At 65.3% G+C, this 25,886-nt stretch carries 22 protein-coding genes, 4 pseudogenes and 1 riboswitch; of the genes and pseudogenes, 14 read left to right on the top strand and 12 right to left on the bottom strand.

The features are described 5' to 3' along the window. Positions 1-116 precede the first annotated feature (116 nt). Both ACETMP_RS01400 and alaS read right to left on the bottom strand, forming a co-directional pair. Positions 117-1,343, bottom strand: coding sequence for a cyclic nucleotide-gated ion channel (locus ACETMP_RS01400; protein WP_375159633.1), 1,227 nt, complete (start codon positions 1,341-1,343; stop codon positions 117-119). A gap of 6 nt (positions 1,344-1,349) precedes the next feature. Next, positions 1,350-4,032 (bottom strand): annotated as a pseudogene (gene alaS / locus ACETMP_RS01395) (alanine--tRNA ligase). A 315-nt stretch (positions 4,033-4,347) separates the two neighbouring features. Then, a riboswitch (glycine riboswitch) is annotated at positions 4,348-4,438 on the top strand. Positions 4,439-4,582: 144 nt separating this feature from the next. On the opposite strand from alaS, the pseudogene gcvT reads away from it, so the two are divergent. The 3 genes and pseudogenes from gcvT (at position 4,583) to gcvP (ending at position 8,992) form a co-directional block, all read left to right on the top strand. Beyond that, positions 4,583-5,729: pseudogene (gcvT, locus tag ACETMP_RS01390) on the top strand (glycine cleavage system aminomethyltransferase GcvT). A 9-nt stretch (positions 5,730-5,738) separates the two neighbouring features. After that, positions 5,739-6,107: a glycine cleavage system protein GcvH gene (gcvH, locus tag ACETMP_RS01385; RefSeq protein ID WP_028137388.1), complete on the top strand. Its 369-nt coding sequence runs from the start codon at positions 5,739-5,741 to the stop codon at positions 6,105-6,107. Positions 6,108-6,124: 17 nt separating this feature from the next. Next, positions 6,125-8,992 (top strand): aminomethyl-transferring glycine dehydrogenase, encoded by a 2,868-nt coding sequence (gcvP, locus tag ACETMP_RS01380; protein WP_375159632.1) that lies wholly within the window; start codon positions 6,125-6,127, stop codon positions 8,990-8,992. Positions 8,993-9,117: 125 nt separating this feature from the next. On the opposite strand, the gene ACETMP_RS01375 is transcribed toward gcvP, so the two are convergent. Further along, complete coding sequence (locus ACETMP_RS01375; RefSeq protein WP_375159631.1) at positions 9,118-10,032, bottom strand: hypothetical protein; 915 nt, start codon at positions 10,030-10,032, stop codon at positions 9,118-9,120. A gap of 102 nt (positions 10,033-10,134) precedes the next feature. Continuing rightward, positions 10,135-11,223: a recombinase RecA gene (gene recA / locus ACETMP_RS01370; protein ID WP_375159630.1), complete on the bottom strand. Its 1,089-nt coding sequence runs from the start codon at positions 11,221-11,223 to the stop codon at positions 10,135-10,137. Between the two features lie 378 nt (positions 11,224-11,601). On the opposite strand from recA, the gene ACETMP_RS01365 reads away from it, so the two are divergent. Together ACETMP_RS01365 and ACETMP_RS01360 are read left to right on the top strand one after the other, a co-directional pair. Then, positions 11,602-11,802 carry a hypothetical protein gene (locus ACETMP_RS01365; protein WP_028137392.1) on the top strand — a complete coding sequence of 67 codons (201 nt, stop codon included), beginning with the start codon at positions 11,602-11,604 and terminating at the stop codon, positions 11,800-11,802. Between the two features lie 149 nt (positions 11,803-11,951). Next, positions 11,952-12,119 (top strand): hypothetical protein, encoded by a 168-nt coding sequence (locus ACETMP_RS01360; protein WP_063831431.1) that lies wholly within the window; start codon positions 11,952-11,954, stop codon positions 12,117-12,119. 659 nt (positions 12,120-12,778) lie between these two features. Here the strand turns inward: ACETMP_RS01360 and ACETMP_RS01355 are convergent. Next, a complete protein-coding gene (locus tag ACETMP_RS01355) occupies positions 12,779-13,036 on the bottom strand; it encodes a DUF2798 domain-containing protein (RefSeq protein WP_375159629.1) in 258 nt (85 codons plus the stop codon). Between the two features lie 341 nt (positions 13,037-13,377). Between ACETMP_RS01355 and ACETMP_RS01350 the strand changes: the two genes are divergently transcribed. Beyond that, positions 13,378-13,611 carry a DUF6894 family protein gene (locus ACETMP_RS01350; protein ID WP_018316629.1) on the top strand — a complete coding sequence of 78 codons (234 nt, stop codon included), beginning with the start codon at positions 13,378-13,380 and terminating at the stop codon, positions 13,609-13,611. A gap of 23 nt (positions 13,612-13,634) precedes the next feature. Here ACETMP_RS01350 and ACETMP_RS01345 read toward each other — a convergent pair whose 3' ends face one another. After that, positions 13,635-13,889, bottom strand: a complete 255-nt coding sequence (locus ACETMP_RS01345) for a hypothetical protein (protein ID WP_375159628.1) — start codon at positions 13,887-13,889, stop codon at positions 13,635-13,637. A 104-nt stretch (positions 13,890-13,993) separates the two neighbouring features. Further along, a complete protein-coding gene (locus ACETMP_RS01340; protein ID WP_375159627.1) occupies positions 13,994-14,293 on the bottom strand; it encodes a hypothetical protein in 300 nt (99 codons plus the stop codon). A gap of 341 nt (positions 14,294-14,634) precedes the next feature. On the opposite strand from ACETMP_RS01340, the gene ACETMP_RS01335 reads away from it, so the two are divergent. Next, positions 14,635-15,099: a PaaI family thioesterase gene (locus ACETMP_RS01335; protein WP_375159626.1), complete on the top strand. Its 465-nt coding sequence runs from the start codon at positions 14,635-14,637 to the stop codon at positions 15,097-15,099. Between the two features lie 106 nt (positions 15,100-15,205). On the opposite strand, the gene ACETMP_RS01330 is transcribed toward ACETMP_RS01335, so the two are convergent. Beyond that, entirely contained in the window at positions 15,206-15,499 is a 294-nt protein-coding gene (locus ACETMP_RS01330) for an HdeA family protein (protein ID WP_028137398.1), read from the bottom strand. A gap of 182 nt (positions 15,500-15,681) precedes the next feature. Between ACETMP_RS01330 and ACETMP_RS01325 the strand changes: the two genes are divergently transcribed. The 3 genes from ACETMP_RS01325 to ACETMP_RS01315 all read left to right on the top strand — a co-directional run bounded on the left by ACETMP_RS01325 (position 15,682) and on the right by ACETMP_RS01315 (position 17,140). Beyond that, positions 15,682-15,924, top strand: coding sequence for a PilZ domain-containing protein (locus ACETMP_RS01325; RefSeq protein WP_375159625.1), 243 nt, complete (start codon positions 15,682-15,684; stop codon positions 15,922-15,924). Between the two features lie 376 nt (positions 15,925-16,300). Then, the gene (locus ACETMP_RS01320) at positions 16,301-16,705 is read left to right on the top strand and encodes a hypothetical protein (RefSeq protein WP_375159624.1); all 405 of its coding nucleotides are present in this window, start codon (positions 16,301-16,303) and stop codon (positions 16,703-16,705) included. Positions 16,706-16,807: 102 nt separating this feature from the next. Further along, positions 16,808-17,140 carry a hypothetical protein gene (locus tag ACETMP_RS01315; RefSeq protein ID WP_375159623.1) on the top strand — a complete coding sequence of 111 codons (333 nt, stop codon included), beginning with the start codon at positions 16,808-16,810 and terminating at the stop codon, positions 17,138-17,140. A 77-nt stretch (positions 17,141-17,217) separates the two neighbouring features. Here ACETMP_RS01315 and ACETMP_RS01310 read toward each other — a convergent pair. The 4 genes and pseudogenes from ACETMP_RS01310 to ACETMP_RS01295 form a co-directional block, all read right to left on the bottom strand. Then, positions 17,218-17,575: pseudogene (locus tag ACETMP_RS01310) on the bottom strand (carboxymuconolactone decarboxylase family protein). Between the two features lie 10 nt (positions 17,576-17,585). Continuing rightward, a pseudogene (locus ACETMP_RS01305) lies at positions 17,586-20,809 on the bottom strand (efflux RND transporter permease subunit). Next, a complete protein-coding gene (locus tag ACETMP_RS01300) occupies positions 20,806-21,801 on the bottom strand; it encodes an efflux RND transporter periplasmic adaptor subunit (RefSeq protein WP_375159622.1) in 996 nt (331 codons plus the stop codon). The pseudogene ACETMP_RS01305 and the gene ACETMP_RS01300 overlap by 4 nt, the downstream one beginning before the upstream one ends. Positions 21,802-21,897: 96 nt before the next feature. After that, positions 21,898-22,224 (bottom strand): metalloregulator ArsR/SmtB family transcription factor, encoded by a 327-nt coding sequence (locus ACETMP_RS01295; RefSeq protein WP_028137405.1) that lies wholly within the window; start codon positions 22,222-22,224, stop codon positions 21,898-21,900. Between the two features lie 115 nt (positions 22,225-22,339). On the opposite strand from ACETMP_RS01295, the gene ACETMP_RS01290 reads away from it, so the two are divergent. From ACETMP_RS01290 to ccoG, 4 genes are read left to right on the top strand one after another with little or no spacing between them, the layout of a single operon-like run. After that, the gene (locus ACETMP_RS01290; RefSeq protein WP_375159621.1) at positions 22,340-23,626 is read left to right on the top strand and encodes an NAD(P)/FAD-dependent oxidoreductase; all 1,287 of its coding nucleotides are present in this window, start codon (positions 22,340-22,342) and stop codon (positions 23,624-23,626) included. Continuing rightward, positions 23,623-24,066 carry a thioredoxin TrxC gene (gene trxC / locus ACETMP_RS01285; protein ID WP_257196198.1) on the top strand — a complete coding sequence of 148 codons (444 nt, stop codon included), beginning with the start codon at positions 23,623-23,625 and terminating at the stop codon, positions 24,064-24,066. The genes ACETMP_RS01290 and trxC overlap by 4 nt, the downstream gene beginning before the upstream one ends. A gap of 27 nt (positions 24,067-24,093) precedes the next feature. Continuing rightward, on the top strand, positions 24,094-24,297 hold the full coding sequence (locus tag ACETMP_RS01280; protein WP_375159620.1) for a DUF2892 domain-containing protein: 204 nt from the start codon (positions 24,094-24,096) through the stop codon (positions 24,295-24,297). A gap of 37 nt (positions 24,298-24,334) precedes the next feature. Next, positions 24,335-25,774 (top strand): cytochrome c oxidase accessory protein CcoG, encoded by a 1,440-nt coding sequence (gene ccoG / locus ACETMP_RS01275; RefSeq protein ID WP_375159619.1) that lies wholly within the window; start codon positions 24,335-24,337, stop codon positions 25,772-25,774. Positions 25,775-25,886 lie beyond the last annotated feature (112 nt).

Raw genomic sequence — 25,886 nt, 5'->3', positions numbered from 1 at the left:
CCAGAATCCCTCCGCGGAAACAGTCTGGATTGCTTCGTCGCATCAGCGCAAAATTGCTCCGCAATTTTGTCGCGGGCTCCTCGCAATGACGAGCCTCCCTTGATGTGAGCCGCCGCTCAGCGGTCGGTGCCTTCCTTCTCCGCCTGCGCCAGTTCCGCCAGCGCGAGGTCGCCGGTATCGGCGAGCCTCGCCTTCGCGGTTTCGTGGACGTGGTCGGCGAGCGTCGGCATGCGCGCGATCAAGGCGTGAAAATCCTGGGCGTCGAGCACCAGCAGCCGCGTCTTGCGTGTCGCCGTCACCGTGCCGCTGCGCTTGGTCTTGTGCAATAGCGCGATCTCGCCGAAGAAGGTGCCGTCGCTAAGGCGCACATGCTGGCTCGGCAGCGCGATCTCGACCTCGCCGGCGGCGATGAAATACATCGACGAGGCCGCATCGCCCCGCCGCACCAGGACCTCGCCCTGCTCGATGGTGCGTGCGCGGAGCAGGCGCATGATGTCGGCGATCTCCGCCGCCGACAGATGCGAGAACAGCGGCACCCGCGCCAGCATGCCCCAGGTGACGACGAAGTCGCGCCGCTTGACCTCTTCCGCGAATGCGGTGGAGATGATCGCGACCGGCAGCGCGATCATGGCGAAGCCGCTGACGATGGCGAATGTGGAGATCAGCTTGCCGAGTGGCGTCACCGGCACGACGTCGCCATAGCCGACGGTGCCGAGCGTCACGATTGCCCACCACATCGCCTGCGGGATGGTGCCGAGCTTGTCCGGCTGCACGTCGCGCTCGATGGCGTAGAGCAGCGAGGCGAAGGTCAGGACCGCGCCGATCAGGATCACGATGCAGCCGATCAGCGCCCGCCGCTCGGCATGCACGGCGGCGAGCAGCGAGCGCATCGCCGGCGAATAGCGGACCAGCTTGAAGAACGGCAGCACCCCGAGCGCCGCCAGCGTCGGGTGCTCGCCGGTGGCCAGCACGATGGCCGCGGGCAGGAACGCCATGAGGTCGATGAGGCCGAGCGCCGAGAAGGCATAGCCAAGCCGGTCGGACAGTGCGGATCCCTTGCGCTGGGTGTGGCCGGCCACCGTCCACAGCCGCGCGGCATATTCCAGCGCGAACACGATCACGGCCAGGATGGTGGTGGCTTGGAACAGCGTGCCGAACCGGGCATCCAGCTCCGGCACGGAGGCGAGGATCATCGCCGCCACATTGAGCACGATCAGGCCGATGATGAGCTGGATGAAGCGCGACCCGGCCGAATAGGCCAGCGGGTCGTGCTCCAGCAATTCGTAGAGGCGATCCCTCACGTTGGGATCGCGAAGCCCACGTCCTCGCGGAACGGAGGACATGGCGACTTAAGCGCCTGCCATCGCTTTTTCGATCGCAGCTAATGCCTCGGTCGCCTTGGCGCCGTCGGGGCCGCCGGCCTGCGCCATGTCGGGCCGGCCGCCGCCGCCCTTGCCGCCGAGCGCCTCGGAGGCAATGCGGACGAGGTTCACGGCGTTGAAGCGCGCAGTGAGATCTTGCGTGACGCCGACCACGATTCCGGCCTTGCCGTCCTCGGTGACGCCGACGATGGCGACGACGCCGGAGCCGATCTGCTTCTTGCCGTCGTCGGCCAGGCTCTTGAGATCCTTCATCTCGATGCCCTCGACCGCGCGCGCCATCAGCTTGACGTCGCCGACCTCGCGCACGGCCGAAGCCGCGCCATTGCTGCCGGCGGAGGTACCGCCGCCCATCGCCAGCTTCTTGCGCGCGTCGGAGAGCTCGCGCTCGAGCTTCTTGCGCTCCTCCATGAGCGCGGCGATGCGCGCCGGAACGTCGTCGAGGGAGGTGCGCAGCTCGTTCGCCGCGGTCTTCACCAGCGCCATGGTCTCGTTGGCGTGCCTGCGCGCGTAATTGCCGGTCAGCGCCTCGATGCGGCGCACGCCGGACGCCACCGCGCTCTCGCTCGTCACCGTGATCAGGCCGATGTCTCCGGTGCGCCTGACATGCGTGCCGCCGCACAGCTCGACCGACCAGCCGAGCGCGTTGGCGCCGCGCTCGCGCGCCGTTCTGCCCATCGAGACGACGCGGACCTCGTCGCCGTATTTCTCGCCGAACAGAGCGCGAGCGCCGGCCTCGCGCGCCTCGTCGACGCCCATCACCCGCGTGGTGACCTCGTCGTTCTCCAGCACCACCTCGTTGGCGATGTCCTCCACGCGTGCGAGCTCCTCCGCCGTGATCGGCTTCGGATGCACGAAGTCGAAGCGCAGCCGGTCCGGCGCGACCATCGAGCCGCGCTGGGCGATGTGGTCGCCGAGCACCTGGCGCAGCGCCTCGTGGATGAGATGCGTCGCCGAATGATGCGCGCGGATCGAGGAGCGCCTGCTATGATCGACCTCGAGGCTGCAGCGCGGTGCCGAGCTTCACTTCGCCTTGCTCGACCTTGCCGATATGGACGAAGAAATCGCCGAGTTTCTTCTGCGTGTCGGTGACGCGGAACTTGATGCCACCCTCGCCCGTCAGCACGCCGGTGTCGCCGACCTGGCCGCCGGACTCCGCGTAGAACGGCGTCTGGTTCAGCACGATGGCGCCGATGTCGCCGACCTTCAGGCTGGTGACCTCAGTGCCGTCCTTGACCAGCGCCGACACCACGCCCTCGGCGCTCTCGGTCTCGTAGCCCAGGAATTCGGTGGCGCCGAGCTTCTCGCGCAGCGGAAACCAGATCGCCTCGGAGGCCGCCTCGCCCGAGCCTTTCCAGGACTCGCGGGCCTTCGCCTTCTGCCGCTCCATCGCGTCGGTGAACGCGGCCTGGTCGACGCCGATGCCGCGCGACTTCAGCGCGTCCTGCGTCAGGTCGAGCGGGAAGCCGTAGGTGTCGTACAGCGTGAAGGCGACGTCGCCGTCAAACATGTCACCCTTCTTTAAGGAAGCGCTCTTCTCGTCCAGAATCGCCAAGCCACGCGACAGCGTCTTGCGGAAGCGGGTCTCTTCCAGCCGCAGCGTCTCCTCGATCAAATTCTCCGCGCGCATCAAATCGGGATAGGCCTGTCCCATCTCGCGCACCAGCGCCCAGACCAGCCGATGCATCAGCGGCTCTTGCGCACCGAGCAGCTGCGCATGGCGCATCGCGCGCCGCATGATCCGGCGCAGCACGTAGCCGCGGCCCTCGTTCGAGGGCAGCACGCCGTCGGCGACGAGGAACGCGGAGGAGCGCAGATGGTCGGCGATGACGCGGAACGAGGCGACGTTCTGCTCGTTCGGCCCGCTGCCGAGCGCGGACGAGGTCGCGTCGATCAGATGGCGGAACAGGTCGGTCTCGAACACGCTCTCGACGCCCTGCAGAATGCAGGCCATGCGCTCCAGGCCCATGCCGGTGTCGATCGAGGGACGCGGCAGCGGCTGGCGCTCCTCCTTCGTCACCTGCTCGAACTGCATGAACACGAGATTCCAGAATTCGAGGAAGCGGTCGCCGTCCTCTTCCGGCGAGCCCGGAGGCCCGCCCCAGATGTGCTCGCCGCGATCGATGAAGATCTCCGAGCACGGACCGCACGGCCCCGTATCGCCCATCGCCCAGAAATTGTCCGAGGTCGGAATGCGGATGATGCGGTCGTCGGAGAAGCCGGCGATCTTCTTCCACAGGCCTGCCGCCTCGTCGTCGGTGTGGTAGACCGTGACCAGCAGCTTGTCCTTCTTGAGCCCGAACTCGCCGGTGATCAGCTTCCAGGCAAGCTCGATCGCGCGCTCCTTGAAATAGTCGCCGAACGAGAAGTTGCCGAGCATCTCGAAGAAGGTGAGATGGCGCGCGGTGTAGCCGACATTGTCGAGGTCGTTGTGCTTGCCGCCGGCGCGCACGCATTTCTGCGAGGTGGTGGCGCGCTGGTACGGCCGCTTCTCGACGCCGGTGAAGACGTTCTTGAACTGCACCATGCCGGCATTGGTGAACATCAACGTCGGATCATTGCGCGGCACGAGGGGCGAGGACGCCACGATCTCGTGGCCGTTCTCGGCAAAGAAGTTCAGAAAGGTCGACCTGATCTCGTTGACGCCGCTCATGTTCATCCAATCGGGTGTGCTAGAGCATGATCCGGAAAAGTGTGAAGCGGTTTTCCGAAAAGATCATGCTCAAACAAAGAGCTAAAGCGCGATGACGCGCTTTAGAACCCGCTTCTCGCCATCCAAACCGTAACGTTAAGGCTGATATCTGCGGGCCAAAGCGCTTTTAGACAAGGCCAGCTTTCCTGTCCAGAAACTGTGCAAGCAGATCAGAGGGTTGCCGCAGCCGCTCAATTCCGCTGCAATCCCGTTGATAGGGCGCACGGACGCGTTGACAGGCTTGGCTGGCCTGTGGTCTCTACCCATCTGTATCGTACGGCCACGTCGGGAGAGACCGGCTTTAGGCAGCCGGCGCCGAAGGAGCAACCGCCCCGGAAACTCTCAGGCAAAAGGACCGCGTGGCTTTGACAGCATCTGGAAAGAGGCGCCGACGGGTCTAGACCCGGACTGCGTCCGCCGACGGGATAATACTCTCAGGCACAGCGACAGATGGGGCTTCGACTGGTGTCCTCAGGGAATCGTCCCCGGGGAACCGCCGAGGGCCCCTCAGATGCTAGCGCACGACCAAGACTCTCTGAAACGTACGCCCCTTCATGGGCTTCATGTCTCCCTGGGCGGCAAGATGGTGCCGTTCGCGGGCTATGACATGCCCGTGCAATATTCCGCGGGCGTGCTGAAGGAGCACCTCCATACCCGCAGCGCAGCCGGCCTGTTCGACGTCTCCCATATGGGCCAGGTCGCGCTCCGGCCGAAGTCCGGCAAGGTCGAGGACGCCGCCCGCGCGCTGGAGCGGCTGGTCCCGCAGGACATCGTGGCGATTGCGCCGGGACGGCAGCGCTATGCCCAGTTCACCAACAAGGACGGCGGCATCCTCGACGATCTCATGGTCGCCAATTTCGGCGATCACCTGTTCCTGGTCGTCAACGCCGCCTGCAAGGCGGAGGACGAGGCGCATCTGCGGGCAGAATCTGTCCGACGACTGCGTGATCGATCCCCTCGCCGACCGCGCGCTGCTCGCGCTGCAGGGCCCGAAGGCCGAAACGGTGCTGGCGACTTTGTGTGCGGCGGCGCCGTCCATGAAGTTCATGGACGCCAGTCCGCATGAGGTCGCCGGCATCAAGTGCTTCGTCTCGCGCTCCGGCTACACCGGCGAGGACGGGTTCGAGATCTCGGTTCCATCAGGCGATGCCGACCGTCTCGCCAGAACGCTGCTGGACAATCCCGACGTGCTGCCGATCGGCCTCGGGGCCCGCGACAGCCTGCGGTTGGAAGCCGGTCTCTGTCTCTATGGCCACGACATCGACACCGCGACCACGCCGGTCGAGGCCGCCCTGGAATGGTCGGTGCAGAAGAGCCGCCGCAGCGGCGGCGCGCGCGCCGGCGGCTTTCCCGGCGCGGACAAGATCCTCGCGCATTTCGACAACGGCGCGTCCCGCCGCCGCGTCGGCCTGCGTGCCGAGGGCCGTGCCCCGGTGCGCGAGGGCGCGCTGCTGTTTGCCGACGCCAATGCCGGCGAGCCGATCGGACGAGTCACCTCGGGCGGTTTCGGCCCGAGCCTGAATGCGCCGGTGGCGATGGGCTACGTGCCCACCAATCTGAGCGCGCTCGGCACCAAGCTGTTCGCCGAGGTGCGCGGCCAGCGGCTGCCGCTCGCCGTCGCCGCCATGCCCTTCGTCAAGAACACCTACAAACGCTGAGGATTCGTAATGACCACGACGCTGTACACCTCCGACCACGAATGGCTGGCGATCGACGGCGATGTCGCCACCGTCGGCATCACCGACTACGCCCAGCAGCAGCTCGGCGACGTCGTGTTCGTCGAACTGCCGAAGGTCGGGCGGAGCTTGAAGAAGGCCGAAGCCGCCGCCGTCGTCGAGTCGGTCAAGGCCGCCTCCGACGTCTACGCCCCGATCTCGGGTGAAGTGCTCGAGGCCAATGCCGAGCTCGCATCCGAGCCGGCGCTGGTGAACTCGGACGCGCAGGGCAAGGCCTGGTTCTTCAAGATCAAGATTGCCGACAAGAGCGAGCTCGGCGGCCTCATGGACGAAGCCGCCTACAAGGCCCACACGGCTTAAGGACGATGGAGCAAGCGATGACCGCGCACCGCAAGACCAACGGCGACACCGCCGCCAGTTTCGTTCGCCGCCATATCGGCCCGTCGGCGCGCGACGTCACCGCCATGTTAGAGACCGTCAGCGCCAAGAGCGTCGACGCCCTGATGGCGGAAACGCTGCCGGCCGCGATCCGGCAGGCCGCCCCGCTCGATCTCGGCAAGCCGCTGAGTGAGACCGAGGCGATCGCGCATATGGGCGAGCTGGCGCGGCAGAACCAGGTCTTCACCTCGCTGATCGGCCAAGGCTATTCCGGCACCATCCTGCCCGCGGTGATCCAGCGCAACATTCTGGAGAATCCGGCCTGGTACACGGCGTACACGCCTTACCAGCCCGAGATCAGCCAAGGCCGGCTGGAAGCGCTGCTCAACTTCCAGACCATGATCTGCGACCTCACCGGGCTCGACGTCGCCAACGCCTCGCTGCTCGATGAGGCCACCGCCGCCGCCGAAGCCATGGCGCTGGCGGAGCGGCACTCGCAGGTCAAGGCAAAGGCGTTCTTCGTCGACCAGGACGTGCACCCGCAGACGCTGGCGGTGATGCGCACCCGCGCCGAGCCGCTCGGCTGGAGCCTGATCGTCGGCGATCCCCTCACCGATCTCGACAAGGCGGACGTGGTCGGCGCGCTGCTGCAATATCCGGGCTCCTCGGGCGCATTGCGCGACCTCAGGCCCGCGATATCGACGCTGAAGGCCAAAGGCGCGCTCGCGATTCTCGCCGCCGATCTCTTGGCATTGACGCTGATCGCCTCGCCCGGCGAGCTCGGGGCCGACATCGCGATCGGCTCGGCGCAGCGCTTTGGCGTGCCGATGGGCTATGGCGGACCGCACGCGGCCTATATGGCGGTGCGCGATGCGCTGAAGCGCTCGCTGCCCGGCCGCATCGTTGGCCTCTCCGTGGATTCGCGCGGCATGCCGGCCTATCGGCTCGCGCTGCAGACCCGCGAGCAGCACATCCGCCGCGAAAAGGCGACCTCCAACATCTGCACCGCGCAGGTCCTGCTTGCCGTGATCGCCTCGATGTATGCGGTCTATCACGGCCCCGAAGGCCTCTCGCAGATCGCGCGCAACGTGCATCGCCGCACCGCGGTGCTGGCGAGCGGCCTGCGCAAGCTCGGCTTTGCGCCGCAATCGGAGACGTTCTTTGACACGCTGAGCGTCGATGCCGGCGCCAAGCGCGCCGAGATCGTCGCGCGCGCGGCCGCCGAGAAGATCAATCTCGGCGTAGGCGAAACCGCCTTGCGCATTGCGCTCGACGAGACCACGACGCCTGCGACGGTCGAAGCGGTCTGGCGCGCCTTCGGCGGCACGCTTGCCTATGCCGAGATCGACGCGACCACGCGCGAAGCGCTGCCGGAGGCGCTGAAGCGGACCACCGCGTTCCTCACCCATCCGGTGTTCCATGCGCATCGCTCCGAGACCGAGATGCTGCGCTACATGCGCAAGCTCTCAGATCGCGACCTCGCGCTCGACCGCGCCATGATCCCGCTGGGATCCTGCACCATGAAGCTGAACGCGACCACCGAGATGATGCCGCTGACCTGGCCGGAATTCGCGACGCTGCATCCGTTCGTGCCGCGCGAGCAGGCCGCGGGCTATCACGCCCTGTTCGCACGGCTTTCGAGCTGGCTGTGCGACATCACCGGCTATGACGCGATCTCGCTGCAGCCGAACTCGGGCGCGCAAGGCGAATATGCCGGGCTGCTCGCGATCCGCGGCTATCATGCCGCGCGCGGAGAGACGCACCGCAAGATCTGCCTGATCCCCTCCTCCGCCCACGGCACCAATCCCGCTTCGGCCGCGATGGCCGGCATGGACGTGGTGGTGGTCGCCTGCGAGAAGAACGGCGACGTCGACGTCAATGATCTCCGCGCCAAGGCGGAGAAGCATTCGAACGACCTCGCCGCTATCATGATCACCTATCCCTCGACCCACGGCGTGTTCGAGGAGCATATCCGCGAGATCTGCGAGATCGTGCACGGCCATGGCGGCCAGGTGTATCTGGACGGCGCCAACCTCAACGCCCAGGTCGGGCTCTCCAGGCCCGGCGATTACGGCGCCGATGTCAGCCACCTCAACCTGCACAAGACCTTCTGCATCCCGCATGGCGGCGGCGGCCCCGGCATGGGTCCGATCGGCGTGAAGGCGCACCTTGCGCCGTTCCTGCCCGGACACCCGGCAACGCAGGCGGATGCCCCGGTCGGCCCGGTTTCGGCCGCGCCGTTCGGCTCGGCGTCGATCCTGACCATCTCCTACATCTACATCCTGATGATGGGCGGCGAAGGCCTGAAGCGCGCCACCGAGATTGCGATCCTCAACGCCAACTACATCGCAGCCCGCCTCGATCCGCACTTCCCGGTGCTCTACAAGAACGAGAAGGGCCGTGTCGCCCACGAGTGCATCGTCGATCCCCGTCCGCTGAAGGTGACGTCCGGCGTCACCGTAGACGACATCGCAAAACGCCTGATCGATTACGGCTTCCACGCCCCGACCATGAGCTTCCCGGTGCCGGGCACGCTGATGATCGAACCGACCGAGTCGGAATCGAAGGCCGAGCTCGACCGCTTCTGCGACGCCATGATCGCGATCCGCAAGGAGATCGCCGAGGTCGAGGCCGGCCGCTTCAAGATCGAAGCCTCTCCGCTGCGTCACGCGCCGCACACCGTGCACGACATCGCCGATGACGACTGGACGCGCGCCTACAGCCGCAGCGAGGGCTGCTTCCCCGCCGGCACCTCGCGCACCGACAAGTACTGGAGCCCGGTCGGCCGCGTCGACAACGTCTATGGCGACCGCAACCTGGTGTGCTCCTGCCCGCCGGTGAGCGATTACGCGCAAGCCGCGGAGTAGGGTTTGTAGGGTGGGTTAGCCCCGCCTACGGTTCCGAACGCGCTTCAAGGCGCAACCAGCAACCGGCTTTCGCGATCCCACCGCCACAGCCGCTCATTGGTGAGCAGCGTACCGCCCCACCAACGTCAGATCGGATTGTGGCGACGGAAATCTTCGCGGCCTTCCAGAACCGCTTTGCCAAATTCAGTCAGCGACAACCGGCTCCGACGATAGGCGGCGTTGCGACCTCGCGCATCGTGCGGGGCGAGCGTCGCGAGTTTCGGATCGAGACCTGCGACCGCCGGCATCGGGCCCGACGCAAGCCCTTCGAGCAACGGACCCAGCTCCCACTGGTCGAACACGCGCGTTTCGAGCAGCCCGCCCGGCTGAAACAGTTCTTTAGTACGGTTGTGCCCCCTTGCAATCAGCTCGATAAGCCGCGCCTCCGTCGCGCCCAATCCGGTGATTGGTGACGGCAGTTCAGCTAGCAACGCTTCCAGAGCCGGCTTCAGGAAAGGTAGCCTGGGTAAATCCCTTGTCAGCAACCCAAAGCAAAGTTCAGGCGTCGGCGCCCGATACGCCTCCCAGGCCATGTTGGCTATCTCGAAGTCGCACTCTGCGATCTCCGATTCCCGCACCGTACGATCGCGAAGTTGCGGGCCGTCCGCTTCGCGCAGATCGAAATTGACCCGTCGCAGTCTCAGACAATGGGTGATCGATGGATGGGACCGCAAATAGTCCAGGATCCAGATCAATTGCAATTGACTGTTAGGCTCAGGGTCGAACCACAGCTCGATGAGCTCGACACCATAGGTCTCGCAAAACCGAACCAGGCCAGTTTCCTTGTGCGCGAGACCGGTCTGAGGCAACCGGCCAACAAGATCGGACCACCGCACCTCCGGATCGCCCCTGTAATAGCCTCCCGTAAGATAGGCCTCGAGGTGGTGCGACGTAGGCAACGGCCCCCAAACGAACCGAAAGATCAACGGGATGACCATGTCAGCACGACCGGCATAGGTGAGACCAACGCCGGACGAACTAGTCAGAATGACACGCTTCATCTCGACGCGCCCTTGCCCATGCAAACCGAAACGGGCACCGAAGACGTCGGCAACTCAACGTCCTCAGTGCCCGCTCCTCGCGAAAAACTTTCGCGTCAAATCTTACTCGTCCGCCGGCTCCTCGCCGTCGGCATCGCGCTCGGGCGTGCCGGCCAGGATCTGCTCGGCGATCAGGCCGGAGTTCTGGCGGATCGCGGTCTCGATCTTGGCGGTGATGTCGGGGTTGGCCTTCAGGAACGCTTTCGAGTTCTCGCGGCCCTGGCCGAGGCGCTGGCTGTCATAGGAGAACCAGGCGCCGGACTTCTCGACGATGCCGGCCTTGACGCCGAGATCGAGGATCTCGCCCATCTTGGAGACGCCCTCGCCGTACATGATGTCGAACTCGACCTGCTTGAAGGGGGGCGCCAGCTTGTTCTTGACCACCTTGACGCGCGTGGTGTTACCGACCACCTCGTCGCGCTCCTTGATCGCGCCGATGCGGCGGATGTCGAGGCGGACGGAGGCATAGAATTTCAGCGCGTTGCCGCCCGTCGTGGTCTCCGGCGAGCCGTACATCACACCGATCTTCATGCGGATCTGGTTGATGAAGATCACCATGGTGTTGGACTTGTTGATCGAGGCCGTGAGCTTGCGCAGCGCCTGGCTCATCAGGCGGGCCTGCAGGCCCGGCAGCGCATCGCCCATCTCGCCCTCGAGCTCGGCCTTCGGCACCAGCGCCGCGACCAGATCGACCACCAGAACATCGACCGCGCCCGAGCGCACCAGCGTGTCGCAGATCTCCAGCGCCTGCTCGCCGGTATCGGGCTGCGAAATCAGGAGCTCGTCGATGTTAACCCCGAGCTTGCGCGCATAGACCGGATCGAGCGCGTGCTCGGCGTCGATGAAGGCGCAGATGCCGCCCTTCTTCTGTGCCTCAGCGACCGTATGCAGCGCCAGCGTGGTCTTGCCCGAGGATTCCGGCCCGTAGATTTCCACGACCCGGCCCTTCGGCAGGCCGCCGATGCCGAGCGCGATGTCCAGCCCGAGCGAGCCCGACGACACCGCCTCGACATCCATCGACCGGTCGTTCTTGCCGAGCTTCATCACCGAGCCCTTGCCGAACTGGCGCTCGATCTGCGAGAGCGCGGCGGCCAGAGCTTTACTCTTGTCCATGGAAGATCCTTCGACGATACGCAGGGCAGTGGCGGACATTGGTCGTGCTCCTTATGGCGAGGATTCGCGCGAGGGACAAACAGTTGCGAGGCGGCGCGGCGATAAAGGCAATGTACCCTATTTGTTCTAGGTTCGCAATATGTTCTTTTACGATTGGACGGCTGTCCCGTGTTTCAGCCTAACCCCAGGTTGAATGCGGGAGGTCCTTATTGCCGGTGAGGTTGCTCGTCGTGAGCAAACAGCGCCACCGCGATGGTCAGCCATCCGGCTCGTCCGTGCGCTGTGCACACAACTGAACAGACGCCGTTCCGTTTATGGATCCTAATCAATCATCACCCCGCGCGGGACCGCGGCGGCTACCGATGATGAGAACCCCGATTGCGCTCACGTCCTTCCGCGCACGGACAGGATCGTGCCATGTTCAAGCGGCGACGTTTCAAGCAACAACTGACCCTTCAAGACCGGCTCTCCGCATGGGTGAAGCAGGTCAAGGAGGACGCCGCCAGCCTGCCTCCCGGCCCCGAGCGGGATGCCCTGCTCAAGAAGGCGCGCCAGGCTGAATTAGCCAATCATCTGCACGACTGGGTCAAATCCCCCGGGCTGCAACCGCCGAAATAGTCGCGCGGCCGCAACATCCCGCCCCCGGACGAAGCTGGCGCGCATCGACGAGGCTGGCTCGTCGTCATAATTTCGCAATCCTGCGGCACCGAACCTTTTCGCGGTCCCAGGCCTTCTCCAGGGCGAGACCGCAACTCTGGGGATCAGTCATGACCGACAACGAGCACCGCGAAACGATCAGGCGCAAACCTCTGCCGGAGGCGGCGCTTGAGGAGATGATGAAGTTCGAGCGCACGGAAAACGAGTTCCGCAGGAAGGATCGCGAAGAGCGCGCCAGCGAGCTCCATCTTCCCCTGAATGACATCAAGATCCACTAGAGCCTGCAGCGACCGGCTTCGGAACCGACAGCGGCGCAGCGGCTGACGCTTCCAGCCGGTTCGGGATCGACCGACCTGCAGGGGTGCGTCATGGCAGGGCGGCGAGACGGCCGCCGCGTGGCTTTGCTGGCGTCACAAATCATTGAGGTATTTAAACACCTCGATCACCACTGAAAGAACAGCAGAATTTCCATGCAACCTACTGTGCATGGGGTTGCTTTCCAATTTTTGAGATTGGCCGCCTGCCGCGACCTGCGATCATCGCAGGCCACGACGGCCGGCAGTGCCCACGCTACAGCAGCGCCAGCAGCACCAGGCCGATCACCAGCACCACGAAGCCAGCCGCTGTCGCGGCGGCGAACGACCGCTCTACGTTATCCATGATGCCACCCCATCGTCGGCGAGCCACGTTTCCCCCATGGCTGCGCCGAACGGTCTAAAATCTTGCCGACCTGTGTGACCGCAGTTGTGCGAACGGATGTCGAAATTGGGACCGCTGCGGGGCCAGTCTGCGGCCATAGCTCGGGCCCGCAAGCCTGCGGCCTGTCAGGCTGCCGTAAGCGGAGCCGGCTAGGATGATGCGGCTATGGTGTTGCAGCCCAGCACCTCAGCCTCCAACAACTCTCTGCCCCGCTTGGCTCTCCCCAGGCGGGGCCTTTTCATGCCTGGCTGCCGGCGCGCGGGTCGCTCTCCTCCCGGGTCAGGCGCAGCGCGAAGGCGCGGATCGCGGGCGCCGCCAGCAGCACGATCGGCAGCATGGCGGCCCAGGCGATTAGCCACGACGCCATCCAGTGGCCGAGGAAGATCGTCGCGCTGCCCGCGGGCAAGCTGGCGATCCCCGCCGCGATCAGCGAGGTCAGCCCGGACTGGATGATCCCGAACACGAAATGACTGTAACGGCGGGGAATGCCGAGCATGGCGGACCCATGTTGTTTGCCGTCATCACGCAAGCAAGGCACATGCCGCCGCGTGCATCGGAAGCCGTTGGCGGGGACTGGTCTGCGTCGCGTGTCGGCCATCGGCGAAGAACGCGACCGGATGCAGCCCAGGAACTCTGTTCATGGTCGGAGAACCACGGGGTAACCGACCGTCAACCAACAGATTTCCTTGTCCCGGGAATAGGATGACGACCAGCATGTTTGCAGGCGGCGGCATCATCCGTAGCCGCCCGGAATTGATCTGACGCGGGTTTGGGATTGGACTGCGCGCGCCCGTGGCCTTGGGGACGAGGCCGTCACGCGCGCGATCGGTGCCAGCCATGCCGCTCTATTTCTTTCGTATCCGGAATGGCCGTTATTCCGGCTGCGCCGACCAGGCGACGGAATTTGCCGATCGCGATTCGGCCTGGAAAGAGATGACCAATGTCTGCGCCGACATGACCGCCGGCATTGCCCGCAAGCTCCAGGAAAATTCCGAATGGCACATGGAGCTGCTGGACGAGGCCAAGGAGCCCGTCTTCCGGATCCGCATCGTCGCCGAAACCCTCGACTAGGAAGAGGCTCGAGCAGGCCGGCTTCAGTCCGCGCTGGGCAGCCGCCGCATGGTGAATTCGATGTCGCCGCCCGGCAGCTCGCGCCAGGTCTCGACCGCGCTCATATAGCCGGCCTTGGGGTAGCGGGCGAAGAAGGCCTGAGCGCGTTCCCGCGCCGCCGCGCGCGGCAGCGTGAAGGTCTCGCGCAGATAGCCATCGCCGAAAGTCTGGCCGGGCTTGCCGGCCGCCTTGCGCCGTCGCGCCATCCGCTCGGCGAGATCCCGCGGACGATCGGCCATGTCCTGCCCTCCTCTACGCGCTACGCTCAGAGGCAAATGTAGGACGCGGGCCGGCCGAAGAGGAGTCCTGTAAGGCCTGTGCCGCCTCCCGGACGAAGCCGTGGTCAGTTGGCGGCCGTGCCGCTCTTGGTCTTCTTCGGCGCGCTCGTCGCGGCCGATGCCTTCGGCGCCGCCGGCTGCTTCGGCGGATCGGCGCGCATGCCGCCCCAGGGATCACTGGACGCCTTGGACTCCGGGATCTTCTTCAGCGTTTCCTTGTAGGCCTTCTCGCGCTCGGCTTCCGCGGCCTTCTCCTCGGGGGACTTGCTCGGGCCATCCTGCATCAAATTGATATTGGGCATTTGCGCATAGGCAGGTCCCGCCAGCGCCGCCAGCAGCACCGCCGCCATACGGAAAAGCTTCATCGTCTACTCCTTGATCATCCATGAGGCACGGATCGCCCGCGCCGGGGCCGTCAGGGGCCCGCTAGGACCGGTCCGACCGGCACGATTTGGGCCCATGCAGCCAATCGTCCCAGATCGGGCCGCATTTGGTGCACCCGCTCAGCGCGAGGCCGAGGGCGATCATACAAAAGGCGAGGACACACCGACGCAACATCATCCACCCGTTCCCAAGCAAGGCATCATACCGGGCCAAGTCGGGCATTTTCAAGCCGACGGGACCGCCGCGAGACCGGGTGACTTTGCCGCGCCGATGCGCACACAATGGGACGAAACATCCGGCAATACAGGAGAGCACGACAGCAATGCAAAGGCAGCCAGACGCCGAATTCGGCCTCCCCGACGCCAGACGCATCCTCGGCGAGGTTTTTGCGCCCTGGGTCCAGGACCTCAACCTCGCGGTCGAGCGCCTCGAGCACGTGCAGCCGGCCGACGCGCCGGACTGGCAGCCGGGCGCGCTGCTGCGCATGCCGTTTTCGGAGCGGCTATGCCGCAACGGCGGCGTGGTCTGCGGCCAGGCCCTGATGGCGCTCGCCGACACCGCGATGGTGATCGCGATCCTTGCGGCCAATCGCGGCTATCGCCCGATGACGACGGTCGACCAGACCACGCATTTCATGCGCGCGGTATCCTCGTCGGACGTCCTGGCGGACGCGCGCGTGGTGCGGCTCGGGCGCACCATGAGCTTCGGCCGCGTCACGCTGCTGTCGGCGACCGACAACAAGCCGGCCGCGATGATATCCAGCGCGTTCGCGATGTTGCCGGGCTGACCAAAAAGCGAGAGCCGCGCGCGCGCAAAGCGCACCGCGGCTCTCCATCACGTTCGCATCGAGACCCCAGGCGCGACGGCGCCGGCGCTTCGGTCCGCTCTTCCAGCTACTTGCCGAGCACCTCGTCAGCCGCCGTGACGATGCTGGCGGTCGGATTCTTTCCGCAATAGGCACCAAACTTCTTGGCGTTCGCGATGAACACGTCGGTGTCGATGATCGCGTTGTCCTCGTCGCCCTTGTACCAGCCATCCATCCAGGTCAGCACGACCTGGATGTTGTCTTCGCCGCTCTCGAGGAACTGCTTGCAGCTCATGGTCGAAAGGTCCCATTTGACGGCGTGGGCGGGCATCGACGACAGCGAGAGCGCAGCGGCGAACAGAAGCGAGAACGTGGTCTTCATCGGAATCTCCATCGGCGCCGTGACGCCATAAAAGAAAAGCTTGCAGGGAAATCGGCGGAGAGGCTCTCCGCTCGAACGTCGTAAATGAAGTCTGAAGCGCCGTGCGAGCAGCGCCGATATTGAGTTTAGTTCAACGTAATTTCTGTGCATTACTCCACAATCATCGTGATGGACCGACGCCGATGATCGAGAAGCGTACAGCGCAGCGCCACCGTGTTTTCAAGGGTGGAACGATCACCTTCGAAAACAACGGCTTCGCCTGCACGGTGCGAAACATGTCGGCGGGCGGCGCGGCGATCGACCTCGACGCTCCCGTCACGTTACCGCAATCGTTCACGCTCTCGATCGCGCGCGACGAGCTCGTGCGGAATTGTCGCACAGTTTGGCGCCGTGACAAGCGCGTCGGCCTCGCCTTCGTGCGTTAGCGCCCGCGATGTGAACGGGTGTTCGCATCGCATCCACAAGGCAATGATGATTGCGCGCCGCGACGACGGCAACGCCGGCGCAGGCTTGCGGTCACCCGCGCGGCGGTCGCGGCGGCCTCGTCTTGGATCCCGCAGGTAAAGCTGGGCGGCCGCCGGCCCTGCGCCGAGGCAGCGGTCAGCGCCGGCACGGCGGCGGCGATGACCAAAACCCTCATCGGCGCAATCCCCTTCGTTTGGGGTACAAGCTGGCCCGCAATCGCGGAATAGCAATGCCGCGGGTTCAAGGGCTTGTGGAGGCCTCAGCAAATCTTGATCGGCAAGGACTTCGCCCGACCGCATTCGTGCCTATCTGTCCGCCCGCAGGGGACTTTCACGGATGTTACGGATCATTGCTCATGCGGCGCTGCTCGCCGGCGCACTCGCACTCGGTGCCTGCGGCTTTGCCGACAGCCGCGCGCCGGTGCCGGAGTTCATGCGCATGAAGGAGGCCGAGCAACTCCCGCCCGAAGCGCCTCCCGACGTCAAGCGTGTGGTGCGCGAGCAGATCGATGTGGTTTTCCTCGCCACCTCCTATCCGCGTGAGGTGCACGTCGCCCCGCCCCGTCGCGAGGTGCGCGGGCCGGGTTGGACCGCTTGCGTCCGCGCGCAGCTCACCTCCGCGACCGGCACGTCGCTGGGCGCCCAGACCTACATCGTCACGATCAACGGCGGGAAGGTCGTGGACCGCCGGCGGGCGGAAGCCGACGACATCTGCGGTACCGAGACCTACGAGCCGATCTAGGAACCGTCGCTGCCCGAAGGTTCCGGGAAAAACGAGCATCGCGGCGGGGAACGATCACTGCCTCCCCTTCTTGTTACCGCCGAGGGCAGTTTCGAGGAGGACATGATGAAGACATTTACGATTGCGCTGTTGGCGGGCGTGGGCGCCCTGGCAGCCGTCTCGGGCGCGAGGGCTTCCGATATCTACACCACCAGCGAGTACACCGACCCGGATCTGGTTCAGCAGGTGCGGCTCGTCTGCGACGACGCCGGCCGTTGCTATCGCACGCGCGGCGGTTCGCGGGTGATCGTGCGCGATTCCTACAATTACATGCCGCGTGACCGCTACTATGAGCGCCGGACGTATCATCGTCACTACGATGACGGCCCGCGCGCCGGCGTCGGCATTCGCGCGCCCGGCGTCAGCGTCGGCGTGGGCGTCGGCGACCGCTGGTAATCCGTAACGCGTGATGGTCGGGACCGGACGAGGCGAATCGCCCGGTCCCGTTCGTATGCCTTACGAGGTGACCGCGCTCATGCGGCGGTCGATTGCTGCTGGAACTGCTCGTACGCCGCGATCGCATCCGCGGCGTACATCAGCGAGGGCCCGCCGCCCATGTAGACGGCCATGCCGAGCGTCTCCTCGATCTCTTCGCGGCTCGCGCCGAGCTTGACGAGCGCCTCGGCGTGAAAGCCGATGCAGCCGTCGCAATGCGCGGCGACGCCGAGCGCCAGCGCCATCAGCTCCTTGGTCTTTTTGTCCAGCGCGCCGTCACGCGTGGCAGCCTGGGCAAGTGCGGAGAATCCCTTCATCGTATCGGGAATGTCGCTGCGCAGCTTCTTCCAGGTTGGCGGAGATGTTCCTGGTGATGTCGACGTAGTTCTTGTCCATCGGACCCTCGTTAGCTGGATTTAGCTGTGGTCGAAGCCGCCTCGCGCGGCGCGCGCAAGGCGATGTAGATCGCGGGAATCACCAGCACGGTGAGCAGCGTTGACGAGGCGAGCCCGAACAGCAGCGAGATCGCCAATCCCTGAAAGATCGGATCGAGCAGGATGGTCGCAGCTCCGATCATGGCCGCAAGCGCGGTGAGCAGGATCGGCTTGAAGCGCACCGCGCCGGCCTCCAGCACCACCTCGCGCAGCGACTTGCCGTCCCCGCCGCTGTGCCTGATGAAGTCGACCAGCAGGATCGAGTTGCGCACGATGATGCCGGCGAGCGCTATGAAGCCGATCATCGAGGTCGCGGTGAACGGCGCCCCCAGCAGCCAGTGCCCGATCAGGATGCCGATCAGCGTCAGCGGAATCGGCGTCAGGATGACGAGCGGCAGACGGAAGCTCCTGAACTGGGCGACGACCAGCACATAGATGCCGAGGATGGCCGCGCCGAAGGCAGCGCCCATGTCGCGGAAGGTCACCCAGGTGATCTCCCATTCGCCGTCCCACAGCAGCGTGGGGCGCGACTCGTCCGATGGCTGGCCGTGCAGGCTGATCGCGGGCTTCGGCAGCTTGCCCCAATCATGCGCATCCACACGATCGGCAACCGCGAGCATGCCGTAGAGCGGCGCCTCGAAGCGCCCGGCGAGCTCGGCCATCACCATGTCGGCGAAGCGGCCGTCGCGGCGGAAGATGGTCGGCGAGCCCTCTTCCATGGTCGCCTTCACGACCTGGCCGAGCTCGACCACGGTCTTGCTGCCGGGCACGGTGTTTGCCGGCACCGGCGTCGAGGCCAGCGCCTCGTCCCAGACCAGATCGCGCTTTCCGAGATGCACCGCGATCTCGATCGGGTTGCGGTCCTCGCCGCGATGCGAATAGCCGATCGAGGTGCCGCCGAACAGCGTCTGGATCGTGTCGTAGACGTCGCGCTGCTCGACGCCGAAGAATTCGAGCCGGTCCTGGTCGATCGAGAGCCGCAGCCGTGGCCGCTTCTCGCCGATGGAATCGTCGATGTCGACGATGAACGGCACTTCGGCGAAGATCTTCTTGAGCTCGGCCGTCACCGCCCGGCGCGTCGTCGCATCGGGACCATAGACCTCGGCGAGCAGCGTCGACAGCACTGGCGGCCCGGGCGGCACCTCGACCACCTTGATGCTGGTACCCGCGGGCGGATCGAGCGCCTTCAGCTTCTCGCGCAGATCGAGCGCGATCTCATGGCTCGCGCGCTTGCGCTCGCCGCGCGCAGCCAGGTTGACCTGCACCTCACCGAGCTCGGGCCTCTCCGCAGGTAGTAGTGCCGCACCAGACCGTTGAAATTGAAGGGCGCCGGCGTGCCGGCATAGGATTGCACCGAGGTGACCTCCGGCAATTGCCGTGCGATCTCGGCCGCGCCGAACAGCGTACGCTCGGTCGCCTCCAGGCTCGCGCCTTCCGGCAGGTCGACGACCACGGCGATCTCGGATTTGTTGTCGAACGGCAGCAGCTTGACCGTCACCGACTTGGTCGCAAACAGCGTCATCGACAGCACCGTCGCGATGCCGACGCCGAGCAGGAACAGCCACGCCGACCGCTTGCTCCGCACGATCGGCGTGGCGAAGCGCCGGTACAGCCGGCCGAGGCGGCCTTCGTCGTGCTCCGCATGCGCCGAGGCAACATCGCCCCTCGGCGCGAGCTTGAGCATCAGCCAGGGCGCCACCACCATCGCGACGAAGAACGAGAACAGCATGGCGGCCGACGCGTTGGCCGGGATCGGCGCCATATAGGGTCCCATCAGGCCTGACACGAACAGCATCGGCAACAGCGCGGCGACCACGGTCAGCGTCGCGACGATGGTGGGGTTGCCGACCTCCGCCACCGCCTCGATGGTGGCCTGCAGGCGCGGCCGGCCGTCGCGCATGGCCCAGTGCCGCGCGATGTTCTCGACCACGACGATGGCGTCGTCGACGAGAATGCCGATGGAGAAGATCAGCGCGAACAGGCTGACGCGGTTGATCGTGTAGCCCATGAGGTTGGCGGCGAACATCGTGAGCAGGATCGTGGTGGGAATCACGACGAACGTCACCAGCGCTTCGCGCCAGCCGATCGCGATCGCGATCAGGACGACGATCGAGACGGTCGCAAGGCCGAGGTGGAACAGCAGCTCGTTGGCCTTCTCGTTGGCGGTCTCGCCGTAATCGCGCGTCACCGTCACCTGGACATCTTCGGGGATCAGGCGCGACTTCAACCCTTCCAGGCGCTCCGCGATATTCTCGGACACCACGACCGCATTGGCGCCGGCCCGCTTGGCCAGCGCCAGGCTGACGGCCGGCGTCCGCGTCCACTGCCCGGCGGCCCCGCGCAGATCCGTCCAGACGCGATGCTCGGTGGTGCTCGGACCGACGACGACAGAGGCGACGTCCTTGACGTAGACCGGCCGGCCGTCGCGGCTCGTGATCAGCAATAGCCCGATGTCGGGGATGCCGGACAGCGTCTGCCCCGCCGCGACGCCCCGCACGATGCCGGCATCGCGAACCTGCCCGGCCAGGAACGAGCGGTTGGCGTCCTTGACCTTGGCCACGAGCTGCTGAAGCGTGACGCCGAACAGCGACAGCTTCTCCGGATCGGGCTCGACCCGGATCTGCTGCGCGGCGCCCCCGGATATGTAGGTCAGGCCGATGTCGTCGACCTTCATCAGCTCCGCGCGCAGCTTGTCGGCGAGCTCGTAGAGGTCCTTGTCGGTCCAGCGGCTGGCGACCTCGGGCTTCGGCGACAGCGTCAACACCGTCACCGCAACGTCATTGATGCCCCGCCCGACGATCAGCGGTTCCGGAATGCCGACGGGAATGCGGTCGAGGTTGGCGCGGATTTTCTCGTGCACCCGCAGGATGGCATCCTCGAACTTGGTGCCGACCAGGAAGCGCGCGGTGACCATCACGCGGTCGTCCTCGGTCTGGCTGTAGACGTGCTCGACGCCGTCGATGCCCTTGACGATCGATTCCAGCGGCTTGCTCACCAGTTCCACCGCGTCGGGCGCGCGCAGGCCGTCGGCATTGACGCGGATATCCACCATGGGAACGCTGATCTGCGGCTCCTCCTCGCGCGGGATCGCCACGACGGCGATCAGACCCACGACCAGCGCACCGATCAGGAACAGCGGGGTGAGCGGCGATGCGATGGTCGACCTGGTCAACCGTCCTGACAGCCCGAGATTCACGGCCGCACCAATTGGTCGCCGGCCTGGATGCCCGACAGGATTTCGAGGCCGTCGGGAAGCGACGGCCTCGGCACGTCGCGGCCGCGCTGCACCGGCACGTCGATCGTCTCGTCGCCCTTCCGGATCCGGACATAGTCGATACCGAACCGCGTCATCACATAGCCTGCGGGAATGACGAAGGCCGTTCGCGTTCCGGCGGCGACCCAGACCCGCAAGCGATCGCCGACGAAATATTCGCCGAGCCCCTCGACCGTCGCATCCGCAATGACGCGCCCCTCCTCGATCTGGGGATAGACGAGATCGACCACGCCCCATTTCGAGGCCTCTCCCGCCAGCTCCGCGCCATCGACGCGGACCTTGTCGCCGGCCTTGAGGAAGCGCGCGTGGCGCTCCGGCACGCGCAGCCGCAGCTTGAAATTCTGCTGGGCGACGGTGACGATGGGATCGCCCGCGAGCACGACGGATCCCACGGTGATCAGCCGCTTCAACACACGCCCGTCCGCCGGCGCGAGCACCTGTCCCTGGTTGAGCTGCTCGTTGATGACAGCACGTTCGGCGGTCTTGGCCCGCAGCCCGTTCTCGGCGACGTTGAGCGCCGTGCGCTGCTCGTCCAGCTTGATCCGCGGCAGGATACCGCGCTCGACCAACCCCTCGGTTCGGGTGAAGTCGAGTTGCGCCTGGTTGGCCTGCGCCTGCAGTGCCTCGATCTGGGCGTCGAGTGATTTCATTTGCAGCACGAGCTTCTCGTCACCGATGGCCGCGATCGCCTGGCCGGCGGCAACGCGATCCCCTTCCCTGACCTTGAGCTGAGCCACCGTGCCGCCGATGCGTCCGCGCGCGGGAACCACGCTGGTGCTTTCGACCGTGGCGAATACCGCCTTTTCGTCCGCGATCGATTGCCGCGCGACCACGATTGTCTCGGCTGCCGTCGCTGCTGTTGCAGACAGGCCTGTCGCCGCGAAAGCAGCCAACAGGCCCAAATATCTCGCCATACATCGCATGGGATTTTTCCGTGTCACGACCAAAGCATCACCACGCCGCAGCGCAGCTCATTTCATCTGCATGGGAGAGAAGCGTGTTGATCCTGGTCAAGGCGCCCTCCCCCGAGCTCTCGTAGGCTTGTTCCTGGCGGACTTCGGTGCGCAGAACGCCTGGTAGAGCGTCTTCAACACTTCACGCGCCGGCTCGCTGGCGATCGAATAAAAGATCGTCTGCGCGTCGCGCCTGGATGCGACCAGGCCATCCTTGCGAAGGAGCGCAAGATGCTGGGAGACCGTGGAGTCGCGCAGACTGAGGAACTCGGCCAGCTCGCCGACCGACCGCTCGCCGTCGATCAACTGACAGATGATGAGCAGACGGTGACGGTTCGAGAGCGCCTTGAGCAGCACGCTCGCCTGATCCGCCGCCCGCTCCATGACTTCGGTATCTATTTTCATACTTGCGTATATACAAAAATACGAATATATAGTCAAGCGCCGCATGACGGCCGGAACTGAACCGGCGAAGCGGCTTGGTCCAACGGAGGTACCCATGGCGGAAGTCGTCGTAATCGGAGCCGGTCTGAGCGGAACGCTGATGGCCTATGAATTGCTGCCCCAGTTGCGAAAGGAGGACCGCGTCAGCGTCATCTCGCAAGGCGCGGTCTATCACTTCGTACCCTCGAATCCCTGGGTGGCCGTCGGCTGGCGCAAGCGCGAAGAGATCGAGATCGATCTCGCAGATGTCATGAAACGCAAGGGCGTGCGGCTGCTGACGCAGGGCGCAAAGCGCGTCCACCCCGGGGAGAACCGTGTCGAACTCGGTGACGGCACGTCGATCGACTATGATTATCTGGTCGTCGCGACCGGCCCCGAACTCGCCTTCGACGAGATTCCGGGTCTCGGGCCGCAGGGTCATACCCAGTCGATCTGCCACGTCGATCACGCCGCACATGCCCGTGACGCGTTGGAGAAGCTCGCAGCCAACCCCGGCCCGGTCGTGATCGGGGCGGTTCAGGGCGCCTCCTGCTTCGGCCCGGCCTACGAATTTCTCTTCATTCTCGAGACCGAACTGCGCCGGCGGAAGCTGCGTGACCGGGTACCGATGACGTTCGTCACCTCGGAGCCCTATATCGGCCATCTCGGTCTCGACGGCGTCGGCGATACCAAGGGCCTGCTGGAACGCGAGATGCGCGAGAAGCACATCAAGTGGATCACCAATGCCCGCGTCGACAATGTCGCCCCTGGCTTGATGTCGGTGGAGGAGTTTGCCGACGACGGCACGTCCCGCAAGGCTCATGAGCTGTCATTCGCCTATTCGATGATGCTGCCCGCCTTTCGCGGCGTCGAGGCGGTGCGCGGCATCGAGAAGCTGACCAATCCGCGCGGCTTCGTCATCGTCGACAAGCACCAGCAGAACCCGGCCTTCCCCAATATCTTTGCAGTCGGCGTCTGCGTGGCGATCGCGCCGATCGGCGCGACACCGGTGCCGGTCGGCGTGCCCAAGACCGGCTTCATGATCGAATCCATGGTGACCGCGACCGCGATCAACATCGGTGCCCTGCTCCGTGGCAAGGCGCCGACGGCGCAGCCAACCTGGAACGCAATCTGCCTCGCCGATTTCGGCGATTCCGGCGTCGCCTTCCTCGCGCAGCCGCAGATTCCGCCGCGCAACGTCAATTGGTCTTCAAAGGGCGAATGGGTGCACTTCGCCAAGGTCGCCTTCGAGAAATACTTCCTGCGCAAGATGCGGCGCGGCGAGAGCGAGCCGTTCTACGAGCGCTTCCTGCTCGACCGGCTGAACATCGCCAAGATCAAGGAGGTCCGAACCGGCACATGAGCACGACACGCCAGATCGTCTGCGGACATTGCGGGCGCATCAACCGCCTGCCCGCCGGGCGCGCACCGGAAGGTGCGCGCTGCGGCGCCTGTCACCAGCCGATGTTCACGGGCCAACCGATCGAGGTGGACGAAGCCGCCTTCGGCCGTCATGTCGCCAGCAACGACATTCCCGTGCTCGTCGACGTCTGGGCACCATGGTGCGGACCCTGCCGCGCCATGGCCCCGATGTTCGCACGCGCGGCGCAACAGCTCGAGCCCGGCGTCCGTCTGTTGAAGCTGAACTCGGACAATGCACCAGCTCTGTCGTCGCAGCTCAACATCAGCGGCATTCCGACGCTGCTGCTGATGCGCGGCGGCCGGGAGATCGCCCGCCATTCCGGCGCGATGGATGCACGCAGCATCGTCGCCTGGACCGAAGCCAACTTGACCCGTTCGTAACGTCGCAAGATCAAAAAGGAGTCTGCCATGAATGTCGATAAAGCCGTCCTCGCGTTTGCTGGATGCGTCGTCCTGCTCGGTCTCGCACTGGGCACCTATGTGAATGCCTATTGGTACCTGCTGACGGCCTTCGCCGGGCTTAACATGCTGCAGGCCTCGTTCACGGGCTTCTGCCCCGCCGCCATCGTGTTCAAGAAGCTGGGCCTGAGCAGCGGCTGCGCGTTCTCCTGAACGCGCGGATGCAGCCTGAAATGCGGGGGAATTTGCCATGACCGACGACACCTTCATCGAGGGGCCTCTCTACGAGAAGCGCAGAAAGGTCTATCCGCAGTCGGTCCACGGGCCGTTCCGCCGCATCAAATGGGCGATCCTCTGCGTCACGCTCGGGATCTACTATCTCCTGCCGTTCGTGCGCTGGAATAGGGGCCCCGGGCTGCCCGATCAGGCCGTGCTGATCGATCTGCCGCATCGCCGCTTCTATTTCTTCTTCATCGAGCTATGGCCGCAGGAGGTGTATTATTTCACCGGCCTGCTCATCCTCGCCGCGATGATGCTTTTCCTGATGAACGCCGTCGCGGGACGGCTGTGGTGCGGCTATCTCTGCCCGCAGACGGTGTGGACCGACCTGTTCTATGCCGTGGAACGCTGGGTCGAGGGCGACCGCCGCGAGCGCATGCAGGGCGACAAGCACTACTGGACGTTCGACCACATCCGAAAGGTCGCGCTGAAGCATTTCCTCTGGATCATGATCGCCTGGTGGACCGGCGGCGCCTGGGTGCTCTATTTCGACGATGCGCCGACGCTGGTGAAGGAGCTCGCGACCTTCCAGGCTCCGTTCATCGCCTATCTCTGGATCGGGATCCTGACTGCGACGACCTACGTCTTCGCCGGCCATGCCCGTGAGCAGATGTGCATCTACATGTGCCCGTGGCCGCGCATCCAGGCGGCCTTGACCGACGAATGGGCACTCAACGTCACCTATCGCCGCGACCGCGGCGAGCCGCGCATGTCGGTGAAGAAGGCGGAAGCTGCCCGTGCGCAGGGTGGCCTCGCCGGCGACTGCGTCGATTGCCACCAGTGCATCAACGTCTGCCCGACCGGCGTCGACATCCGACACGGCATCCAGCTCGGCTGCATCCAGTGCGGCCTGTGCATCGACGCCTGCGACAATGTCATGCGCGAGATCGGACGTCCCCAGGGGCTGATCGGCTACGACACCGACATCAACATGCAGCGCCGGCGCGAGGGCAAGCCGCCGATCTATCGCATCGTCCGCCCGCGCACCGTGGTCTACGCCGCGGCGATCGCCATCGTCGGCAGCGTCATGCTGTACACGCTCGCCACGCGCGCGACCATGGACGTCAACGTGCTGCACGAGCGCAATCCGCTGTTTGTCCAGCTGTCGGATGGCGGGGTCCGCAACGATTACACCGTGCGCATTCTCAACAAGGGCGCACAGCGATCGTTTGCAATCGAGGTCTCCGGGCTGCCCGGCGCGACCGTTCGCGTTGCCGGCGTCGAGGCCGCTCCCGGGGACAAGCCCGTCGTCGAGGTCGGGCAGGACCAGACCCGCGAGGTCCGGCTGTCGGTGCAGGTCGGGCCCGCCGACCTGCCGAAGACCTCGCGCGATCTCGAGGTCACGATCACCGATACCGCCGGCGGTGGACGGGCGAGCGCCCGGGATCATTTCGTGCCGGGCGACAAGTAGGGTCTCATTGAGCATCCGGCAACGGATGCTCAATGAGACGTTAACATTACCGTTCGAATTGAATCGGCGCGCCAACGGTATTTTCCAATCTTTGCGCTAAGCATGGCCACGT

It is taken from the genome of Bradyrhizobium dasycarpum, assembly GCF_042019905.1.
GTDB classification, from domain to species: Bacteria; Pseudomonadota; Alphaproteobacteria; order Rhizobiales; family Xanthobacteraceae; genus Bradyrhizobium; species Bradyrhizobium japonicum_B.
The sequence above is the reverse complement of the archived record's forward strand: the minus strand, read 5'-3'. Positions and strand labels throughout refer to the sequence as shown.

What these genes read in the sequence shown, in the direction of transcription:
- ACETMP_RS01320 (WP_375159624.1), top strand. Translation starts at nt 16,301, where the DNA reads ATGTTACGGATCATTGCTCATGCGGCGCTGCTCGCCGGCGCACTCGCA.
- trxC (WP_257196198.1), top strand. Translation starts at nt 23,623, where the DNA reads ATGAGCACGACACGCCAGATCGTCTGCGGACATTGCGGGCGCATCAAC.
- ACETMP_RS01355 (WP_375159629.1), bottom strand. Translation starts at nt 13,036, where the DNA reads ATGCTCGGCATTCCCCGCCGTTACAGTCATTTCGTGTTCGGGATCATC.
- ACETMP_RS01340 (WP_375159627.1), bottom strand. Translation starts at nt 14,293, where the DNA reads ATGAAGCTTTTCCGTATGGCGGCGGTGCTGCTGGCGGCGCTGGCGGGA.
- ACETMP_RS01345 (WP_375159628.1), bottom strand. Translation starts at nt 13,889, where the DNA reads ATGGCCGATCGTCCGCGGGATCTCGCCGAGCGGATGGCGCGACGGCGC.
- ACETMP_RS01315 (WP_375159623.1), top strand. Translation starts at nt 16,808, where the DNA reads ATGATGAAGACATTTACGATTGCGCTGTTGGCGGGCGTGGGCGCCCTG.
- recA (WP_375159630.1), bottom strand. Translation starts at nt 11,223, where the DNA reads ATGTCCGCCACTGCCCTGCGTATCGTCGAAGGATCTTCCATGGACAAG.
- ACETMP_RS01350 (WP_018316629.1), top strand. Translation starts at nt 13,378, where the DNA reads ATGCCGCTCTATTTCTTTCGTATCCGGAATGGCCGTTATTCCGGCTGC.
- gcvH (WP_028137388.1), top strand. Translation starts at nt 5,739, where the DNA reads ATGACCACGACGCTGTACACCTCCGACCACGAATGGCTGGCGATCGAC.
- ACETMP_RS01360 (WP_063831431.1), top strand. Translation starts at nt 11,952, where the DNA reads ATGACCGACAACGAGCACCGCGAAACGATCAGGCGCAAACCTCTGCCG.
- ACETMP_RS01400 (WP_375159633.1), bottom strand. Translation starts at nt 1,343, where the DNA reads ATGTCCTCCGTTCCGCGAGGACGTGGGCTTCGCGATCCCAACGTGAGG.
- ACETMP_RS01295 (WP_028137405.1), bottom strand. Translation starts at nt 22,224, where the DNA reads ATGGAGCGGGCGGCGGATCAGGCGAGCGTGCTGCTCAAGGCGCTCTCG.
- ACETMP_RS01290 (WP_375159621.1), top strand. Translation starts at nt 22,340, where the DNA reads ATGGCGGAAGTCGTCGTAATCGGAGCCGGTCTGAGCGGAACGCTGATG.
- ccoG (WP_375159619.1), top strand. Translation starts at nt 24,335, where the DNA reads ATGACCGACGACACCTTCATCGAGGGGCCTCTCTACGAGAAGCGCAGA.
- ACETMP_RS01300 (WP_375159622.1), bottom strand. Translation starts at nt 21,801, where the DNA reads ATGGCGAGATATTTGGGCCTGTTGGCTGCTTTCGCGGCGACAGGCCTG.
- ACETMP_RS01325 (WP_375159625.1), top strand. Translation starts at nt 15,682, where the DNA reads ATGATCGAGAAGCGTACAGCGCAGCGCCACCGTGTTTTCAAGGGTGGA.
- ACETMP_RS01330 (WP_028137398.1), bottom strand. Translation starts at nt 15,499, where the DNA reads ATGAAGACCACGTTCTCGCTTCTGTTCGCCGCTGCGCTCTCGCTGTCG.
- ACETMP_RS01375 (WP_375159631.1), bottom strand. Translation starts at nt 10,032, where the DNA reads ATGAAGCGTGTCATTCTGACTAGTTCGTCCGGCGTTGGTCTCACCTAT.
- ACETMP_RS01365 (WP_028137392.1), top strand. Translation starts at nt 11,602, where the DNA reads ATGTTCAAGCGGCGACGTTTCAAGCAACAACTGACCCTTCAAGACCGG.
- ACETMP_RS01335 (WP_375159626.1), top strand. Translation starts at nt 14,635, where the DNA reads ATGCAAAGGCAGCCAGACGCCGAATTCGGCCTCCCCGACGCCAGACGC.
- gcvP (WP_375159632.1), top strand. Translation starts at nt 6,125, where the DNA reads ATGACCGCGCACCGCAAGACCAACGGCGACACCGCCGCCAGTTTCGTT.
- ACETMP_RS01280 (WP_375159620.1), top strand. Translation starts at nt 24,094, where the DNA reads ATGAATGTCGATAAAGCCGTCCTCGCGTTTGCTGGATGCGTCGTCCTG.